This is a genomic window from Paenibacillus sp. FSL R5-0407 (assembly GCF_038009185.1).
Lineage (GTDB): Bacteria > Bacillota > Bacilli > Paenibacillales > Paenibacillaceae > Fontibacillus > Fontibacillus vini.
The window spans coordinates 3,792,621-3,811,319 of sequence record NZ_JBBPAX010000001.1 but is presented as its reverse complement, the minus strand read 5'-3'; the positions used below and the strand labels follow the sequence as shown (position 1 = coordinate 3,811,319).

Below are 18,699 nucleotides of genomic sequence, written 5' to 3'. Positions count from 1 at the left end.
GCATGCGGGAGTGGAATGAACTCATTATTGATCAGTTGGCTTGGATTGTCGGTGGATTGGCGGTTTTGACGTTATGGCTGCTAATCTGGAATTTCATACAAGGCGGGAAGCTTAGAAAGGTCCGTCGCAGATATGAACAAATGATGCAAGGTACCGGTATTGAGGATCTGGAAGGTTTACTGATCGACTTGAAGAATCAGCAAGGAAAAATTGAAGACATTCAGTCAGAGCAGCAACAAGAGCTTGATAGAGTGAAGACATTGCTCCCCAAACAAAAGGCAAAGGTTGGAATCAAACGCTACAATGCCTTTGGCGAACGCGGCAATGACTTGAGTTTTTCCGTGGCTTTCGTGGACGATATGAAGAATGGTGTAGTCATTACCGGGCTATATAGCCGGGATGGATCGTATGTGTACGCCAAGCCCCTGACCGGAGGAGAGTCGCCGCATGCACTTTCATCGGAAGAGGTCGAAGCTATTGCTCTCGCCGGACTAGGGGAATAAAGCCGCGATTCCATTCTTTAATAGCCGTATAAACGCTGCTGGAAATGATTTCCGATAACCGCATGACGAGACTAAGACGAGTGTTTTGCAGCACAAAATATTCCATAAAGCCGCCGACATTGACGATCCCCGTTACATGGATATCGCCGACCGGCGGCAATTCTTTATTTACGCCTGCACCGGGGCGGAGAGGTCCTTGCACGACCTGGATCGAACCGACACTGGTAGTTTGTCCCAAGCAGGCATCGATCCCGACGATGAAGGGATTGATAAAAGACTGATTGATTTTATTAAGCGTTTCTTTTAAATTCATGGCATGAACAGGTTCTTCCAATGTTCCATAGAGGTGAAAATGGCCGCGATGATTCAGCTTGGAAAGTGCCGTACCTACAAGCGGTCCCAAGCAATCCCCGGTAGAACGGTCGGTACCGATGCATACGATGACCAGCTCTTGACCGGGAGATACTTTGGCGAAATGCAGAAGCAGACGATGAATGATAGCGGAGTGAATGCCGGGCTCGGTGTGAGGTATTTTTAAATAAGGAATATCTTGTCCCGGAACCGTAGGTTGAATTTGCGACATATAATCTTCCTTTCCTAAATGGTGCATTGAAATGGCCTGCTAAGGCACTGCTTTCGGATATTAGTAGATAGTATATGGAAATTTCTGAAGTTATATACTCGGACTATAGTCGCAGAAAGGGGAGAGATAGGAGTTGGAGGATTGGCTGGTAATGGCATTCGACTCGACGCAGCAAGCGCTGCGGGCCGAAATGCTGCTGGAATACGCAGAAGTGGAGATTGATTTATGCCCGACTCCTAAGGAAATCACGGCAGGCTGTGCATTATCCATTCAGTTTCCGCAGGAGTCTCTTGCGATAGTAAGAGAGATCGTCCTTCGGGAGTCGGTGGAAATACGAGGGATCTTTACCCGTCAGGCAGCAGGCTATGAGCAGATCGGACTTGAGGAGGGGACAGAATGAAACGATGGTTGAGCGCAGAAACACCGGAGGGTGCCCTTGAACAGGCGATAACCTGGAAGGATAAATTGTGGAATTGGTTTACAGATATGGATATGTGGCAGACCTTTATGTTCTCGGCGCTTCGAATCATTATCATCTTTTTGTTGACCCGTTTATTTGTAAAGATTATATATAAGGTGATTGATAGATCTCTCGAACGGCGGGAAAAGGGCCGTCTTCAGGTAAACCCCCGCAGATTCATTACGGTCGGGGAACTGCTTAAGAATGTAACTTCCATTACAAGCAATTTTATTATGCTGATGCTGATTATGGGCGAGATTGGAGTGAAACTGGGTCCGCTGCTGGCGGGAGCCGGCGTGCTGGGTCTGGCCATCGGGTTTGGCGCACAAAGTTTGGTGAAAGATGTGATTACCGGCTTTTTTATTATTTTGGAGGATCAGTTTGCAGTGGGCGATGTCATCCAAACGGGAACGTTAAAAGGAACGGTGGAGATTATCGGCCTGCGCTCAACCCGGCTGGTTAGCTGGACCGGCGAAGTTCATATCATTCCCAACGGGATGATTACGAACGTAACCAACTATTCGTTGGGGAATGCCTTAGCGGTCGTAGATCTTCCGTTCAGCAATACGAGAAAACTGGAAGACACTCTGAACCTGCTGAAAAAGGCGATGCTGGACTTATCGGAAAGCAGCGGGGATATCACTCAGGTTCCGAGTATCATGGGCGTACAATCGCTTACGGCCAGCGAGTATGTCGTCAGGATTGCCGTAGAGTGTCTGCCGGGCGTAAGGGCTAATGTGGAGCGTGAGATTCAAATGTACGCCAAAGAGGCGCTGGAGGAAGAAGAGGCGCTCAGATTGGCTGCTGAAGCCCAGAAACAGCAGGATGGCCAGCCAGGTTGATCTGGAGGCTTATATCGCAAAGGAATCGGGTTAAAGTGCAGGAGGGGGACAAATGGAACGGAAATCTTTTCAATTGGGCGATGTAGTATTAATGAAGAAGAACCATCCTTGCGGCAGCAATGAGATGGAGATTATCCGGATGGGCATGGATATCCGAATCAAATGCGTAGGCTGCAAGCACAGTGTGCTCGTCCCGCGGGCAAAATTTGAAAAAAACATGCGCAAAGTGCTGCGATCAGCTTCCGAGGATCCAGGCCAAAACGACGGGGCGGGGGGGGCTCTCAATTAGCCCTGTAAAGCGCGAAGCTGGAAGAGGAGAGGGCTTCGATTTCAGGTGAATAAACGCTTGAACATGAGGCCCTCCGGCAGCTTTTCGCCGATCAATTCTCATCATAAAGAGAAAGTATTGCAATTTAAAAAAAAGCATGGTACAATCATTCTTGCTTGTTAAATGGAGAGGTACCCAAGAGGCCCAAGGGGGTTGACTCGAAATCAATTAGGCGTCGCAAGGCGTGCGTGGGTTCGAATCCCACCCTCTCCGCCATTAACTTGAAATGATCAAACCCTTCGTGTGAATACACGGAAGGTTTTTTTGTTTTATTGGCACATCATCCAAACTTAGTTTCTAATCAAACCGAAAAGGACCCTTGCGGGTCCTTTTTCTGGTCGACGGCGAGCTTATTTGGAATTCTTGTCTCACAACCTAAGAAACGGTCGATGTTTGCTTTGGCAACCCGGACTAAAGAAGAGGGGTCTTCACTAACCCGAGATCTTGGCTTCTAAATCGTAGTGAATAAGACTCCTGAGTAATGTTGCTCGCTGATACCTCCAACGGAACCACACCTCTCTTGGCAACGCCGTCTGATTGTATTATGTGCAGGATGCAGGGTTCTATACACGAAAATTTTAAAATTCAGCTATCCGGCAAAAACCTTAGTGTACGCGCGCTTTTTCGGCCTTTTTCCACTTTCTGTCCTTATTCGTGGTCTCAGGAAATGTCTCTCCACGCTCCAAGGTAACCCGTTTGGGATTCTGAATTTGGGTATGGAAGCTGCGCGCCTCGCTGACTTCAACATAAATGCCCGGGTTCGGCGCTTTGTCGCCCGGTTCGAATTCGGTTTGCTCGCCCATTTTATTGTTCCTCCTTTCTGCCCCGAAGAGGGGGAATCAAACATAGTGTTTGTAATGCGGACTTAATCATGTACAAGTCAGAGCCGATAATTATTTACATACATAAACATGGCAGAGAGGATGATTGAAGATGGCAAGGCGTATGAGAGGATTGATCATAATGGTCATCATGGCGCTCGTTATTCCACTAATGCCTATATCGGTTAGCCCGGTGCAGGCCCTTGGAGAATGGATTGAAATATTCACCCAGCGAAATGAAGATAACTCCATCCTGGTTGAAGGATTGGCTAAAGCTTCATCTTTGAGTATCGAGTTGAGGGACGAAGATGAGAAGGCCTTTTTCTCCGCTACTGTAACGGTAAATAAAGACGGTTATTATCACTTGGTCACGCCTGCTTTTAAAGAAGAGGTGTTCAAGGAATCCAGGTTCTCCAAATACAATTACGGCATAGGAGTTTATGTGACCGTACCGGGAGGCGCGCAGGCTGCGACATCTTTGCCGGATTACCGGGATCGTTACGAGACGCCAAGCCGATATGAAAAGTATCGCGAGGGCTACCAGGAACCCGTGCCCATTAAATTTGAACAATACGGAGTCGGATCGCAAGCTACTGTCGTCAAAGAACCAACCCAGTTGAAAGCTGTAGCCTCACCCGTGTCCGTAGCCGCCAGTGAAGCCCATACCTTGGCGCTCGGAAAGGAAGGCCAACTTTATGGATGGGGGAAGAACACGAACCACGAAATCAACGAGAGCGAAATGCCGGTGCTTCCGCCAACGCTCATTACCACCAACCCCAAAATCCGGAAGATTGAAGCAGGGGATAAATTCTCCTTATATATTACAACGGACGGAGAATTATACGGTTGGGGAGACCTGAAGGATCTCGGCATAAAGACCGTTACCGGGGTACCGATCAAGATCACATTGATTGATGAGCCGATTGCCGATATGAACGCATTTAATCGGGGGGTTGCTCTTCTGACAAAGGCCGGGAACGTTTATCAAATGGGCGGAGTTGGTTGGGCTAATGAGGATGCGCGAGAATTCGTACATAATCATTACAGAAAAATATTAATCCAGGACGCAGTGGCGGTATCCATGAGCAATCATAAAGGCTACGCTTTAAAGAAGGACGGCACCCTATGGGGTTGGAATAATGCCATTGTAGAAGGGCAGACGACCAAAGCCGAGCAAATCGCCGGGTTCAAGGATATCCAAAAGTTCGATGCCGCCAATACGAATGATGAATATATCATTGCCATAGACAAAAAAGGCGAGTTGTGGGGATATGGGGACAATTCGGCAAGACAGCTTGGACAGAAGGTTCCCGCCAAACTGGTTAAACCTACGAATCTTACGAATATGGCGCTTAGATACAATAAAGAAACAGGCTGGAGTGCGGCCGGCAAGAAGCTGAATTACACCTCGGTGTCATTAACGGTAAACGGCGTCCTGCTGCTGACCCAAAACAAGGAATTGCTGACCTTCAATACTTATCCGCGCCTCGGAGACTTGAATAAAAACGTAAGCTTTATTGAAAATACGAGCCGGAATATCTTTTGGATCAGCGGCGGAAAGCTATGGGTTAGCGGATATGACAATGCTTTTGGACAACAAGGTATGGGAGTCAAAGTAAAGTAACTTAAGAAACTACGAGCAACATATTTTGGGTTCTTGCGCCGCGGTTCCCGATTTGATATACTACTATGGTGCGAGTTTAGACTCGTTCCTTGCTCCCAAGAGGAACAAGTTGGGGGCCATAGTCCACAAGGAGGTGAACCAGATGCGCAAATACGAAGTGATGTACATTATTCGTCCTGACCTTGAACAAGAAGCTGTTCAAGCTGTAGTCGAAAAATTCCAAGGCATCATCCAGAACGGCGGAGAAATTACGAAGCATGATGTAATGGGCAAACGCCGGCTTGCGTATGAGATTAACAAGATCCGTGACGGAGTATACGTACTCGTCAACTTTACAGCTACTCCTGATGTAGTTGCTGAGCTTGAGCGGATTCTGAAGATTTCCGACGAGGTTATCCGTTATCTCATTACAAAAGACGTAGCCTAATTCTTCAAGTTTTGTAAAACAAGAAGCCCGAAGGAGGGGATTTGATTGTTGAACCGTGTCATTCTGATCGGACGTCTTACCAAGGATCCGGAGCTGCGTTATACGCCATCCGGTGTAGCGGTCACTCAGTTCACGATTGCCGTGGACAGACCCTTTACCTCGCAAGGCGGAGAACGCGAAGCGGATTTTATTCCGGTCGTAACCTGGAGACAGCTCGCTGAGACGTGCGCAAACTATTTGCGCAAAGGTCGTCTGACGGCTGTGGAAGGACGTATTCAAGTACGGAATTACGAAAATAACGAAGGTAAACGTGTTTACGTCACCGAAGTCATTGCCGATAATGTCCGTTTCTTGGAGTCGAACCGCGAAGGCGGAGCAGGTGGCGGAGGACAACGTGAGGAGACTCCATTTGGAGGTAGTGGCAGTGGCGGTGGCAACACCGGTCGCAGCAACAATTTCTCGCGCGGCAATCAAAATGATCCTTTCTCCGATGACGGGAAGCCGATCGATATTTCGGATGATGATTTGCCATTTTAATTACGGAAAGGACTGAATAGCATGAGCTTCAAACAAAGAGAAGGCGGAGACGACAAGAGACCGGCTCGCCGCGGCGGCCGTAACAAACGTCGTAAAGTGTGCTTCTTCACTGTGAACAAGATTACTCACATTGACTATAAAGATACTGAACTGTTGAAGAAATTCATCAGTGAGCGCGGCAAAATTTTGCCACGTCGTGTAACAGGTACGAGCGCTAAATACCAACGTCTTTTGACTGTTGCAATCAAACGCTCCCGTCAAATCGCTTTGCTTCCGTACACTACGGAGTAATTGGCGGTATGAAAGAGACAGCCGAATCCTCATGGATCCGGCTGTTTTTTTGTTCTAAATGAGAGTGAAATCCCTAGATTTGACGAATTCTGTCATGCTAAAAGCAGGTAAAAAATAGCCTAAAAAGATATTGACGTAAGGTTAATTAACATGTATTATTTACAATAATCAAGTTGGGGATTTTCCCCAGTCTTTACGGGGTTTCTCAACACCTTATTAACCAGTGGTTTATATTGACGCTTTGACGCTTTATCTCATTAACATAAGTTTTATACTATGTTTAATCTTCTTTTGTATACTTCCTCATAGATATAGTTGAATGCTGGTCCTTAACAAGATACCAAATCAAACTATTTTGAATTCACCGCATGTTCTCAAGCTATACTTCCAAGACCTGACATCGATTGCCTATTAAATTCATGAAACCAAGAAACCAACAATCGTAATGATCTCATTTATTCCTGCTGTAGCAATACTTCTTTCATTGGCAACTACGCTTAAGGTAAGGTTCGATTTTGTGTAGAAAATCGAGGTACCAACCCGTGGCGAAAGTTATATAAAGAACACAGATTCGTAAGGAACAAGGGGGGATTATAGAAAGAAAGCGCTTCACGGATTTCCTGAATGACGGCTTTATAAAATGTCAGCTACATATTCTGAAGGAGGAGTCTTGGTATGAAGTTAAAAAGGATGAATTGGTGGTCTGTTCTGCTTATAGTATCTCTGGTTGGTATTTTATTTACCGGGTGCAGTACCAATAACAATGCTTCTACATCTACCCCGCCCGCTACAGAGAATAACACCAATAAAGAAAATGACACACAGACAGAGGCGCCTCCTGCGGCCGACCAGCCGGTTGACGGCGGAACGATTACGCTTAGTACATTCTCCGATATTGTAAGTCTTAATCCTGTATTTATTAATGATACTTCCTCAGGCGATGTGGCTCAATTTCTGTTCGCCAAACTGTATGATTTGAACCGTGAAGGAAATGTAACTGCAGAACCGTGGTCGCTTGCAGCTGAAGCCCCTAAGGTATCTGAAGACGGAAAGACATACACTGTTAAATTGAAAGATTCGGCTAAATGGAGCGACGGCCAACCGGTAACGGCGGACGATATTATCTTTACGATCGATACGATCCGGAATCCGGAAGCAGGTGCTCCTGGCATAAGCCTTATGGATAAAGTAGATAAAATTGAGAAAGTGGATGACAAAACCGTAAGTATCACACTGAAGCAAATATACGCACCATTCCAGTACTCGTTAGTAGTAGAATTGATACCGGCTCATGTATTGAAAGATATCCCTGTCACAGAACTCCAAAAAAATGCCTATGGTACCGATCCGGCGAAAACGGTAACGAACGGGCCATGGAAATGGACAGCATGGAAACAAGGCGAGAGCCATACGATGGATGCGGATCCGAACTACTGGGGTGAAGTCAAACCGCATATCGCACAAGTAATTTATAAAATTTATGCCGATCAAAATACAGAAGTTCAAGCGTTGCTGAAAGGCGACACCGACCATATCAGCGCAATTCCGGTTACCCAGGTAGAAGCGGTTAAAGGAAACGACAAAATCGCTATTATTGAAAAACCGGGTGCACAGTATGAATATCTCAACTTCAACTTTGATCCGAAGAACTTCCCTGACAATTACGGATTGTTCGAAGGTCAAAAAACAAGACAGGCGATTGCTCACGCTTTGAACCGTCAAGGAATGGTCGATAACATCCTTAAAGGTGTCGGTGCGCTGATGAATGCTCCGTTCCTGCCGGATACATGGGCTGACCCGAAAGACGCGGCTGTAAACTATGATTACAATGCGGAAACAGCTAAGAAGCTCTTGGCTGAAGACGGATGGGTTGCCGGTAAAGACGGTATTCTTGAGAAGGACGGACATCGCTTCTCGTTCGAGCTTCAATATAATGCGGGGAACAGCCGCCGGGAACAAGTTGCGGCCGTTATTCAACAGAACCTTAAAGATGTAGGCATTGAAGCAACACCGAAGGCTATCGATTTCGCAGCTTGGATCGATCAAAACGTAACACCGGGCAAATACCAGGCGTTGCTGCTGGCTTGGTCGTTGAATACGCCGGATCCGGACTCGGAGAGCATCTTCTCCTCCAAATACTTCCCGCCGGCTGGACAAAACAGCGGCTGGTATAAGAATGAGAAGCTGGACCAGTTGTGGATTGACGGATATTCCACCGTTGATCAAAATGAACGGAAAGAAATCTACAAGGAAGTGGCTAAGGAAATCTCGACCGATCTGCCATACGTGTTCCTCTATCAATATGGTCAGGCTATCGGTACGGGTCCAAGAGTTCATTGGGCTGAAGAAGATCGTCCTGAACCATCGCTTGGATATGGTCAATACTTCCACGCTATCAAATGGTGGGTAACCGACTAAGGAACGGATACAGGAAATAGAATCACCGGAGGGGAAAGAGAATGTCTCTTTCTCCTTCTCCTTTAGGGGAAGAGGATTATTCGGAGATTCTATACCTTGCAATTTATAGGAGGATAGAACAATGACAGAATATCTGGTCCGTCGCCTGTTGCAATCGGTATTGGTCATTTTTTTAATTACTGTCGCTACTTTTCTTCTGATTCATGCGGCTCCTGGGGGTCCCACACAGGTCATGCTGGCGCCCGGTTTGTCGCCGGAAGCGATGGCACAGCAAAAAGCAAATATGGGGCTTGATAAGCCGATCCCGATTCAATACATAAAATGGGTGGGCGGTCTGCTTCAAGGTGATTTGGGCTACACTTTCAAAAATCACATTCCGGTCGGTGATCTGCTCTGGCCGCGGATGGCTAACACGCTCATATTAATGGGAGTTGCCTGGTTCGTTTCCTTGATCATCGCAATTCCATGGGGAATTTATAATAGTACGAGAGAATATGGTTTATCCGACCAGACCTCATCCTTTATTTCTTATTTAGGTTTTGCGATGCCGAGTTTTTGGTTCGGGATTCTGCTTCAGCAGTGGCTGTCGTTGGAACTCGATTGGTTCCCGCTTTCGGACATGCATTCCCGAGGCAAAGAGGGGGATATCGGCGACTTGTTCATGCATCTCGTGTTACCGGTCTCCGTGCTTGCTCTAGGATTCCTTGCTTCCTATATGAAATACGCACGTGCCAGTATGCTGGAAGTGCTTGACCAGGATTATATCCGTACGGCACGCGCCAAAGGGGTCAAGGAACGTAAGGTGGTCTTCCGCCATGCGCTCCGTAATGCGCTGATTCCGATCATTACAGTAATCGGGCTGGATTTACCGATTCTGGTGGCGGGTGCTGCGCTGACGGAAAATGTGTTCAACTGGCCGGGTATGGGTAGGTTCTATGTTGAGAATGCCTTGGCTCGCGAATACTCCGTACTAATGGCGATTACAATCGTAACAGCGGTTATCGTGATTATCGGGAACCTGCTGGCCGACATTCTTTATGCCGTGGTTGACCCGCGCGTCAAAATCAGCGGCAAAGGGGGGAAATCAGCATGAGTGATATGAAAGCCGAAACATCTGCTGGAGCGGGTACGGATCCGTTGGTTGCCGCTCCATTCGGACTTCCCCCGGAATCCTACGATCCTTCGCCGGCAATCCTCTCCCAAAGGCCTCCGGGTCCATGGAGAATGCTATGGAGTAAATTTTCCCGAAATCCTTATGCGATGACCGGGCTTGTAGTATTGATCTTTTTTGTGGTAATGGCATTATTGGCTCCTTTTATATCGAAGTACGATCCTGCCCGGATTGATTTGATGTTCCCGAATCTGAAACCTGGTGCGGATGGACATTTGCTCGGCACGGATGAGCTGGGACGCGATATTTTTACTAGACTGCTCTATAGTGCGCGCATATCACTTATGATCGGGTTCTCCGTGGCGATCGCATCGGTAATTATCGGTTCTATTGTAGGTGCGATATCCGGTTATTTCGGCGGATGGGTCGATACGATATTTATGAGATTGGTTGACGTCATGAACTCGGTACCAACCCTGTTCCTGAATATTCTTGTACTTGCGATTTTTAGCTCAGAAATCAAATATATGATTATGATTTTGGCCTTTACGAGTTGGATGAGTATTGCGCGCCTTGTACGCGGGAACTTCCTGCAGCTCAGAGAAATGCAGTATGTGGAGGCGGCCCGGGCAATCGGGGTTTCCAGCTGGGGGATCATCTTCAGACACTTGCTGCGCAATGCGAGCTTTCCGATTATCGTAAATGCTACCTTGATGGTAGGCAGCGCCATTTTGAGTGAATCGGCATTATCTTATCTTGGGCTCGGCATTCAGTCTCCGGCAACCAGCTGGGGAGTCATGCTCAGCAATGCGCAGGAATTTATGCTGGTTGATAAATTGCAGGCCTTATATCCAGGTCTATGTATATTGTTAGTTGTGCTCGCGGTCAACTTTATCGGCGACGGGATCAGGGATGCACTTGACCCTCGGCAAAGCATGAGCAAAACCCGGAGGAGGCTGAAGTTATGGCGGAAAAACTACTCGAAATCCGGAAACTGACGGTTGGATTCGTAACCGATAAAGGGCTGGTCAAAGCAACCGATGAGATTTCGTTGTCCATTCGTCAAGGGCAGACCGTCTGTCTGGTCGGCGAATCCGGCAGCGGAAAGAGTGTCACTTCGCTCGCCGTGATGCGGCTGATTGATTATGCCGGCGGAGTGATCGCGGATGGAAGCATTGAGTACCACGGACAGGATCTGGCGTTAAAGAGCCAGGAAGAAATGCGTCATATCCGGGGGAACCGGATCGCCATGATCTTTCAGGATCCGATGTCCTCGCTGAACCCGGTGTTTACGGTCGGGGAACAGATTGCGGAAAGCTTGCGTCTGCATCAGAACATGAGCGGTGACAAGGCCTGGGAAGCTGCGGTCGAAATGCTGCGTACGGTAGGCATTCCAGCTCCGGAAATCCGGGCAAAGCAGTACCCGCATGAACTTTCCGGCGGGATGTGCCAGCGCGTGGTCATTGCGATTGCGCTCGCATGCAAACCGGAATTGCTGATTGCCGACGAGCCGACTACGGCGCTTGACGTGACGGTTCAAGCCCAGATTCTGGACCTGCTCCGCAAACTACAGGCCGAGCTGGGCATGTCTATCCTGCTCATCACCCATGATATGGGGGTTGCGGCGGAGATGGCAGATCGCGTAGCAGTCATGTATGCAGGTGCAATTGTAGAAGAAGGGCCTGTGGAGGATATTTTCAACAATCCGAGCCATCCGTATACCATAGGTCTGCTGCAGTCTATTCCCGGTTTTGAAGGGGAGCGCGGCAGAGAGCTGTACACGATCCGGGGAACGATTCCGCCTATAGGTCAACTTCCTGCCGGGTGCCGCTTTAACCCGCGGTGTCCGCACGCCATGGATATTTGCCGCCAAAAGGAACCCTTCGACTTTTTAGTCGGGGATGGGGACGATCATCGGGCCGCCTGCTGGCTGTTTGAAGATCGGCCTGTGGCACTCGTTGACGGCAGAGGCGGCAGAGATGAGGTGAAGCGCGCATGAGTACGAAAGTCACGCTCAATAAACAAACTACAGGTGAAGCGGCAACGGAGGATGTAATCATTGATGTCCGTAACCTGAAGAAGTATTTCCCCATTCATAAAGGATTGCTGAGCCGGGTAGTCGGTCAGGTCAAAGCGGTGGACGACGTGTCCCTGACGATCCGGAAAGGCGAGACGTTCGGACTCGTTGGTGAATCAGGGTGCGGCAAATCTACGCTTGGACGGGTAATTCTTCGGCTTCAGGGAGCGACGGAAGGTGAAGTGATCTTTAACGGACGGAATATTCATGAAATGGGCGGAAAAGAATTGCGAGAGCTTCGCGAGGAAATGCAGATTATTTTTCAGGATCCGTTCGGGTCGTTGAATCCGCGCTTTTTGGTGAAGGACATTATCGGGGAACCGCTGCGCGTTCATCGGAAAATGTCCGGGAAAGAAATCGATGAACAGGTTGTCGAATTGATGGAGATGGTAGGTCTGGATGCCTCGCGCCGTAACCGGTATCCCCATGAATTTTCCGGCGGCCAACGGCAGCGGATCGGCATTGCACGCGCGATTGCACTGCATCCTCAATTCATTGTGGCGGATGAAGCGGTATCCGCGTTGGACGTTTCTGTTCAATCGCAGGTCATCAACCTGCTGATGAAGCTGCAAAAGGAGCTCGGCCTCACCTTTTTGTTCATCGCACACGGTCTTAACGTGGTCCGGCATATTTCCGACCGGGTCGGCGTCATGTATCTGGGCAAGCTGGTAGAAGTGGGGGAAACGGAAACGCTGTTTGCCGCACCGTTGCATCCTTACACGGCAGCCCTGTTATCGGCGATTCCAAAGCCGACCCCGGGGCGCCGGCAGGAGCGGATCGTCCTTCAGGGGGATGTACCGTCACCGGCCAATCCGCCTTCCGGTTGCCGTTTCCATACGCGATGTCCTTTAGCGCAAGCAAAATGCTCCCAAGTGGAGCCGTTGCTGGAGGAGATTATGCCAGGCCGGCAGGTTGCTTGTCATTTTCCGTTAGTGAAGGGCGATTCTGGAGGCGTAAATTAATTAAATCAAGAAAGTTTAGCAAAGCTCGTCCTCTATTCTTGGGGGCGAGCCTTTTTTTATGGTTATATAAGGAATAGATTAGAAAATAATGTTGTGCACAAAACAGTCAAAAAAGGGTGAATTTATCGTCCTATACCCATATTTGGGGAGGTAACTTTGTTGTGCCCAAATTCGTCTATATGGTATAGTACGAAACGGTAGGGTATTTAGTTATTAAAGTCGTCGTCTGAATGCTTATATAAGAAATAATCAACACTGATGGAGGCATATGATGAAACAAAGAGATAAAAGGGTAAAGAAAAAAGGGAGCCGGGGCAAAAAGGCGCTAATTGTGCTGCTGGCACTTGTCGTTCTTGGAGCGGGGGGATATTTGTTCCGCAAGCCGCTGGCCGTCATGGCGTTCGATTTATTCCTTTCCGGCCAGGTCGAGAAGAAGCTGGAGAAGTCCTATGCTCCGCTTGAAGGAGAGCAAGCGAAGCCGAAGCCGGTCGTCAAAGAGCAGAAGATGGAGCCGTTCAGCGCTCTCCTGCTCGGGGTGGACCAGCGGGCGAATGAACCGGCCCGTTCGGATACGATGATTTACGCGGTGGTCCGGCCGGAAGAATCCAAGGTATTGTTGGTTTCCATTCCCCGGGACACGTACACGGAAATTGTCGGCAGGGACAAGGAAGACAAAATTAATCATGCATATGCGTTTGGCGGCGAAAAGATGGCCAAGGATACGGTTGAGAACTTTCTCGGCAGCCCGGTCGATTATTATGCGGCCATCAACTTCGAGGGACTGCGTGAAGTAGTCGATGCGCTCGGCGGAATCGAATTGCCGATTACGAAAGATATCGTCAACAAACAGAAGGATCACGAGAAGTTTACGATCAAAGCTGGAAAGCCGCTGTATGACGGACAGGAAGCATTAAACTACACCCGCTATCGCGAGGATAGCGACTTTAACCGGACGAAGCGGCATCAGGTGTTCCTGAGCGCCATCGTGGACCGGATGCTGAAACTGGACCAGGTTTCGAAGATCCCCGATCTCATGGATATGCTGGGGGAAAACTTTAAAACCGACATGATGCCAAGTTACATTATTGACCTCTCGAAGAAAGTTCTGCTGGGAGATGCCCCGTCGATCAACGGATTTACCATTATGGGGGAAGGCTTCCGCAAGAACGGGGTATATTATGACGCGGCCAATGAAGAGGATCTTGAATTTGCTAAGCAATTGATCACCAACTGGACGGATCCGGATACTAAAACGGAACAACTGCTGATGCCGGATGCCCGGGAAAAAGCCGCCGATGAGGCGGAGAACGGGACGAAGGATACGAACGAGAAGGAATCTGCGGGAACATCTGCTCAAGCGAAGTAGTCAGCACTTATATCATTTTCAACATTGCGAATCAGCATTCATACATTCCGCGAATCCTTCGGCAGTCCGGTTTACCGGCTGCCGATTTCGCGCCATTTGAAGAACGAAAGCATTGCTTATAAGCAAGGTAGAGGAGGATATTTTTCTCATGAATATTGCGTTTTTTTTACTGCCGAAAAATGATGTCGTGGCTGTTACTTTGGATTCGACCTTACGGCAGACGCTCGAACGAATGGAATTTCACCGGTACACAGCGGTACCGATTCTTGGCAGGGATGGAGTTTACGTCGGAACGGTTACCGAAGGCGATTTGCTGTGGTATATGAAAAATTCGGCCGGCAAGGTCACTTTTGAGACCGCTTCAAAATTTCTCCTGCGGGACGTTCCTCTTAAAATGGATATCAAGCCGGTATCGATCGACGCCGATATGGAAGACCTGATTAACTTGGCGAAAGTGCAAAACTTTGTGCCGGTCGTGGATGATATGGGCCGGTTTATCGGCATCGTCCGCCGGAGCCAAATCATTGAATACTGCGAGAAATTCGTGGCTCGCGATGCTTCGGTTCGAAGCAATAACTAGGTCCTATTGTTAAAACTTGCTGCGACCGTTTGCGTCCCTTGCCGGGATTGCTTTATGCTATAATGAAGAATAATGCCTTTCGGGGAGGGTGGAAGCTGTCGGCCATGCAAAGGGAAATGGATGTAGCCAAACGAGCTAAAGTGATCGAGTGGTTAAAAACCGAAGTAGTCGATCACGTATCCCGTTTATTCAAAGCATTGTGGGAAGGCAGCACGACAAGGATAACGGATAGTATTGCCAGCCTTATCGTCAGCAGTTATATATTGGGGCGAAGACTGGGCGTTTCCTATCGGGATTTGGATGAAGCAATCCTGGAAAAGTTGAAAAAGCACAAACAGGAAGGCCACCAACTCGAAGATTGGTATCAGGATATATCTACATTGGAAGAACATATGCGTAAGAGGTGAACCCATTTGAAGCTTCGCTGGACATCGGTGGCCTGGAGCGTTGTTTATTTGCTGCTCCTGTTGTCACTCGCTACCCCGCTTACGGTCGTCACGGCTTTTTTCCTGATTGTGCCGGGCGTTCTGCTGTACACTACTTTATCGCCTAAAGCGTTCGTGCTTCATATAGCGCCGGTCTGGATCATCAGTGCTTTGATTTTCGGACCGATGATATGGCTGCAGGCTGCTTATTTTTTAATTCCCGGAATCGTAATGGGACATCTGTATAAAAAAAGAGCGTCCGCCATCCGGACCATCCTGACGGGAGCAGGTACAGTAATGGCCCTGTTCCTGATGGTGCTGCTGGTCAGCACGGTGTTCTTTCAATTTAATCTGGCTGTGGCCATTGAGGAAATGCTCAATACGGCGATGGCACCGCTGCAAAATGTTGCGGACAGTCCGCTATCCAGCGGAGTGGTCTGGTCTCCGGAGTTGAGCCAACAGGTATCCAGCCTGACGGTACGCCTGATTCCGTTCACCATGATCGTCTGCGCTCTGGTCATTACGGCTATCGCTCATGCGATTGCCCGTCCTACGCTGGGCAGTATGGGTCATATTGTGCCGAAGCTTCCTCCAGTCCGCGACTGGCGGCTGCCAAGATCGCTGATCTGGTACTATCTGATCGGCCTGCTGATTCAAATGTTCGGCGGTGAGGCGGTTCATCAAGGCTTCATGGGAACGATATTGCTAAATATGATGCCGCTCCTGCAGTTTTTATTCATGATTCAGTCGGCAAGTCTGTTCTTCTTCGCAGCTTACCACCGGAAATGGAATCCGGCGATCCCGGTACTTCTTGTGGTGGCAATGTTATTTATTCCGCCGCTGCGCATTGTCGGAATTTTGGACATCGCGTTTCCACTGCGTGAGATGCTTACAAGACCAAGACGATAGGGTGAGAAGGCATGCCTAGTTTACTGCAAAAGCGCTGGCACGGTTATCAGACCGTTTGGATGTTCATGCTCCAGCTGATGCTCATTATATTCGTCTCCTACTATAATTGGATCCTTGGATTGGTCAGTTTGTGTCTGGTCTGCGTGCTGGCTTACGTCATGCTGCAGGCGGAACGGCGCTTCCGCAGGGATCTGGTTAAGTACGTGACGGATTTGACGTACCGGATCAAACGCGTCGAAGGAGAAGCTATCGGGCGTTTGCCGTTCGGGATTATGCTTTATAGCGAAGACCGGGTGGTAGAATGGCACAACCGTTTTGTCGGCGGGATGTTCGGCCGGGAAACGGTAGTAGGCTCGTCATTGGCCGAGCTTTTGCCTCCGCTGCCGCAGCCGGCTCGGGACAAGAAGGACAACAAAATCGGCAAATCCACGGTAGAAGTCGTGGCGAACGAACGCTACTACGAGTTGACCATCGATCACGATGAGCGGCTGATTTATATGCATGACATGACAGAGCTGGCGATGCTGCGCGAACGCTATGAGAATGAACGCGCCGCGCTCGGCATCGTGATGCTGGACAATCTGGACGAAGCCGCGCAAGGCATGGACGACCAGCAGCGGACCGCTCTGATCGCCCGCGTGGCATCGGTTATCACGGAATGGGCCAAGCAGCATCGCATTTATTTGCGGCGCTTGTCCTCCGAGCGATATCTGATGATGCTGAATCAGAGATCGCTGAACGAACTGGAGCAAAGCCGGTTCGTGATCCTGGACGAGGTCCGCGAGATGACCGCGGACCTCAAGGTGCCGATGACGCTGAGCATCGGCCTCGCCTTCGGCACCGAGCGCTTCAGCGAGCTGGGCGAACTGGCCCAGTCGAGTCTGGACATGGCGCTCGGGCGCGGGGGCGACCAGGCCGCGGTGAAGGCCGGTCAGCGGTTGTCCTTCTACGGCGGCAAAACGGGCGCCGTAGAGAAGCGGACGCGGGTCCGCGCCAGGGTCATCGCGCATGCGCTGCGCGATTTGATGCAGGAGAGCGACCGCGTCATCATCATGGGCCATCACATGCCTGACCTTGACGTGATCGGCGCCTCCATCGGTGTGATGAAGGCCGCCGATATGTACAAGGTCGAGGCGCACATCGTGCTGGATGGCCCCAACCCGGGTATCGAGCGCCTGATGGAGCGCGTCGACAAAGAAGAGGCGCTGGCGCGCCGCTTCATCTCGCCGGAGCAGGCGCTCGGTATGATGACCCCGCACACGCTGCTCGTGGTTGTCGACACCCATAAGGCGTCGATTACGATGGAGCCTCGGCTGGTGGAGGTCGCCCGGCGGGTCGTGGTGGTGGATCATCACCGCCGCGGCGAGGAGTTTATCAACGACGCGGTGCTGGTTTATCTGGAGCCTTATGCCTCTTCGGCCTGCGAGCTCGTCACCGAGCTGCTGCAGTATATTCACGAGAAGGTGGAGCTCAGCCCGCTGGAAGCGACGACGCTGCTGGCAGGGATTACAATCGATACAAAGCATTTTGCGCTGCATACCGGGTCGCGGACGTTTGAAGCGGCCGCCTTCCTCCGCCGGATGGGGGCGGATACGGCCATGGTGCAGCGGCTCCTGAAGGAAGACCTTCAGGAGTACATCGCCAAGGCCGACATCATCAAGCATGCCCGGATGATTTATGGGCATATCGCGCTGGCGGTGACGGAGGAAGACCATAAAATTCCGCAGCTGCTGATCGCTCAAGTGGCGGACACGCTGCTGAATATGACGAACGTGCTGGCTTCGTTCGTCATCAGCGAGCGGCCTGACGGACTGATCGGCATCAGCGCCCGGTCCTTAGGCAGCATGAACGTACAGGTAGTCATGGAACGGCTTGGCGGCGGGGGGCATTTGACGAACGCCGCGGTACAACTGGAAGGCACCCAGGCGGAGGCGGAGCAACGTTTGCTGGCCGTGCTGGAGGAAATAGATAAGGAAGAGGGGTTATTCGAATGAAGGTAATCTTTTTGAAGGACGTTAAGGGTCAAGGGAAAAAAGGGGAAATCAAAGAGGTATCCGAAGGCTACGCTCAAAATTTTCTGATGCCTCGCGGACTGGTTCGTCCGGCTACTGACGGCAATGTGAAGACGCTGGAGAATCAAACGGCGGCTGAAGTGAAGCGTAAGGAGAAGGAAAAGGAAGAAGCGCAAGCGCTGGGCAAGAAGCTCGAAGAAATGACGGTTACGCTGAAGGCGAAAGCCGGGGAAGGCGGCCGTTTGTTCGGAGCGATTACGAGCAAGCAGGTGGCTGAAGCGCTGGAGAAAGCCGGCGTGAAGATCGACAAGCGCAAAATTGAAATGCACGATCCAATCCGTACGCTGGGCGTGACCCAGGTACCGGTTAAGCTTCATCCTGAAGTAAAGGCGACGTTCAAGGTTCAGGTTACGGAGGAGTAAC

At 49.8% G+C, this 18,699-nt stretch carries 21 protein-coding genes and 1 tRNA gene; 20 read left to right on the top strand and 2 right to left on the bottom strand.

Going from position 1 to position 18,699, the window contains the following annotated elements; genetic code table 11:
* The first annotated feature begins 2 nt into the window (after positions 1-2).
* Positions 3-503 carry a DUF4446 family protein gene (locus NYE70_RS18075; protein WP_211025793.1) on the top strand — a complete coding sequence of 167 codons (501 nt, stop codon included), beginning with the start codon at positions 3-5 and terminating at the stop codon, positions 501-503.
* On the opposite strand, the gene yyaC is transcribed toward NYE70_RS18075, so the two are convergent.
* Positions 475-1,086 (bottom strand): spore protease YyaC, encoded by a 612-nt coding sequence (gene yyaC / locus NYE70_RS18070; RefSeq protein ID WP_211025832.1) that lies wholly within the window; start codon positions 1,084-1,086, stop codon positions 475-477. The two genes, NYE70_RS18075 and yyaC, sit on opposite strands and share 29 nt — an antisense overlap.
* 133 nt (positions 1,087-1,219) lie before the next feature.
* Here yyaC and NYE70_RS18065 point away from each other — a divergent pair, with 133 nt between their 5' ends.
* From NYE70_RS18065 to NYE70_RS18050, 4 genes are all read left to right on the top strand, one after another.
* Positions 1,220-1,486: a DUF3343 domain-containing protein gene (locus NYE70_RS18065; protein WP_290406417.1), complete on the top strand. Its 267-nt coding sequence runs from the start codon at positions 1,220-1,222 to the stop codon at positions 1,484-1,486.
* Positions 1,483-2,388 carry a mechanosensitive ion channel family protein gene (locus NYE70_RS18060; RefSeq protein ID WP_341047283.1) on the top strand — a complete coding sequence of 302 codons (906 nt, stop codon included), beginning with the start codon at positions 1,483-1,485 and terminating at the stop codon, positions 2,386-2,388. The genes NYE70_RS18065 and NYE70_RS18060 overlap by 4 nt, the downstream gene beginning before the upstream one ends.
* A 52-nt stretch (positions 2,389-2,440) precedes the next feature.
* Positions 2,441-2,677 carry a DUF951 domain-containing protein gene (locus NYE70_RS18055; protein WP_341047282.1) on the top strand — a complete coding sequence of 79 codons (237 nt, stop codon included), beginning with the start codon at positions 2,441-2,443 and terminating at the stop codon, positions 2,675-2,677.
* Between the two features lie 164 nt (positions 2,678-2,841).
* Positions 2,842-2,932 (top strand) — tRNA-Ser (locus tag NYE70_RS18050).
* A 389-nt stretch (positions 2,933-3,321) separates the two neighbouring features.
* On the opposite strand, the gene NYE70_RS18045 is transcribed toward NYE70_RS18050, so the two are convergent.
* Positions 3,322-3,519 (bottom strand): YjzC family protein, encoded by a 198-nt coding sequence (locus NYE70_RS18045; protein ID WP_211025798.1) that lies wholly within the window; start codon positions 3,517-3,519, stop codon positions 3,322-3,324.
* A gap of 130 nt (positions 3,520-3,649) precedes the next feature.
* Between NYE70_RS18045 and NYE70_RS18040 the strand changes: the two genes are divergently transcribed.
* From NYE70_RS18040 to rplI, 15 genes are all read left to right on the top strand, one after another.
* Complete coding sequence (locus tag NYE70_RS18040) at positions 3,650-5,161, top strand: RCC1 domain-containing protein (protein WP_341047278.1); 1,512 nt, start codon at positions 3,650-3,652, stop codon at positions 5,159-5,161.
* 142 nt (positions 5,162-5,303) lie between these two features.
* Entirely contained in the window at positions 5,304-5,588 is a 285-nt protein-coding gene (gene rpsF / locus NYE70_RS18035) for a 30S ribosomal protein S6 (RefSeq protein ID WP_211025802.1), read from the top strand.
* A gap of 45 nt (positions 5,589-5,633) precedes the next feature.
* Positions 5,634-6,125: a single-stranded DNA-binding protein gene (gene ssb / locus NYE70_RS18030; RefSeq protein ID WP_211025804.1), complete on the top strand. Its 492-nt coding sequence runs from the start codon at positions 5,634-5,636 to the stop codon at positions 6,123-6,125.
* A 21-nt stretch (positions 6,126-6,146) separates the two neighbouring features.
* Positions 6,147-6,416, top strand: coding sequence for a 30S ribosomal protein S18 (gene rpsR / locus NYE70_RS18025; RefSeq protein WP_211025806.1), 270 nt, complete (start codon positions 6,147-6,149; stop codon positions 6,414-6,416).
* Positions 6,417-7,091: 675 nt separating this feature from the next.
* Entirely contained in the window at positions 7,092-8,834 is a 1,743-nt protein-coding gene (locus NYE70_RS18020) for an ABC transporter substrate-binding protein (RefSeq protein ID WP_211025808.1), read from the top strand.
* A 121-nt stretch (positions 8,835-8,955) separates the two neighbouring features.
* Positions 8,956-9,927, top strand: coding sequence for an ABC transporter permease (locus NYE70_RS18015; RefSeq protein ID WP_341047274.1), 972 nt, complete (start codon positions 8,956-8,958; stop codon positions 9,925-9,927).
* On the top strand, positions 9,924-10,943 hold the full coding sequence (locus tag NYE70_RS18010; protein WP_341047273.1) for an ABC transporter permease: 1,020 nt from the start codon (positions 9,924-9,926) through the stop codon (positions 10,941-10,943). The genes NYE70_RS18015 and NYE70_RS18010 overlap by 4 nt, the downstream gene beginning before the upstream one ends.
* Entirely contained in the window at positions 10,910-11,944 is a 1,035-nt protein-coding gene (locus NYE70_RS18005; RefSeq protein WP_341047272.1) for an ABC transporter ATP-binding protein, read from the top strand. Before NYE70_RS18010 ends, NYE70_RS18005 begins: the two co-directional genes overlap by 34 nt.
* The gene (locus NYE70_RS18000) at positions 11,941-12,984 is read left to right on the top strand and encodes an ABC transporter ATP-binding protein (RefSeq protein ID WP_341047270.1); all 1,044 of its coding nucleotides are present in this window, start codon (positions 11,941-11,943) and stop codon (positions 12,982-12,984) included. The genes NYE70_RS18005 and NYE70_RS18000 overlap by 4 nt, the downstream gene beginning before the upstream one ends.
* Positions 12,985-13,252: 268 nt before the next feature.
* Positions 13,253-14,350 (top strand): LCP family protein, encoded by a 1,098-nt coding sequence (locus tag NYE70_RS17995; RefSeq protein WP_341047267.1) that lies wholly within the window; start codon positions 13,253-13,255, stop codon positions 14,348-14,350.
* Positions 14,351-14,498: 148 nt separating this feature from the next.
* On the top strand, positions 14,499-14,930 hold the full coding sequence (locus NYE70_RS17990) for a CBS domain-containing protein (protein ID WP_211025818.1): 432 nt from the start codon (positions 14,499-14,501) through the stop codon (positions 14,928-14,930).
* A gap of 104 nt (positions 14,931-15,034) precedes the next feature.
* Positions 15,035-15,337, top strand: a complete 303-nt coding sequence (locus NYE70_RS17985; RefSeq protein ID WP_211025820.1) for a MazG-like family protein — start codon at positions 15,035-15,037, stop codon at positions 15,335-15,337.
* A 6-nt stretch (positions 15,338-15,343) separates the two neighbouring features.
* Positions 15,344-16,264 carry a DUF2232 domain-containing protein gene (locus tag NYE70_RS17980; protein WP_211025822.1) on the top strand — a complete coding sequence of 307 codons (921 nt, stop codon included), beginning with the start codon at positions 15,344-15,346 and terminating at the stop codon, positions 16,262-16,264.
* Positions 16,265-16,275: 11 nt separating this feature from the next.
* Positions 16,276-18,258 carry a DHH family phosphoesterase gene (locus tag NYE70_RS17975; protein WP_341047264.1) on the top strand — a complete coding sequence of 661 codons (1,983 nt, stop codon included), beginning with the start codon at positions 16,276-16,278 and terminating at the stop codon, positions 18,256-18,258.
* Positions 18,255-18,698, top strand: a complete 444-nt coding sequence (gene rplI / locus NYE70_RS17970; RefSeq protein ID WP_211025826.1) for a 50S ribosomal protein L9 — start codon at positions 18,255-18,257, stop codon at positions 18,696-18,698. The genes NYE70_RS17975 and rplI overlap by 4 nt, the downstream gene beginning before the upstream one ends.
* Position 18,699: the final 1 nt, after the last annotated feature.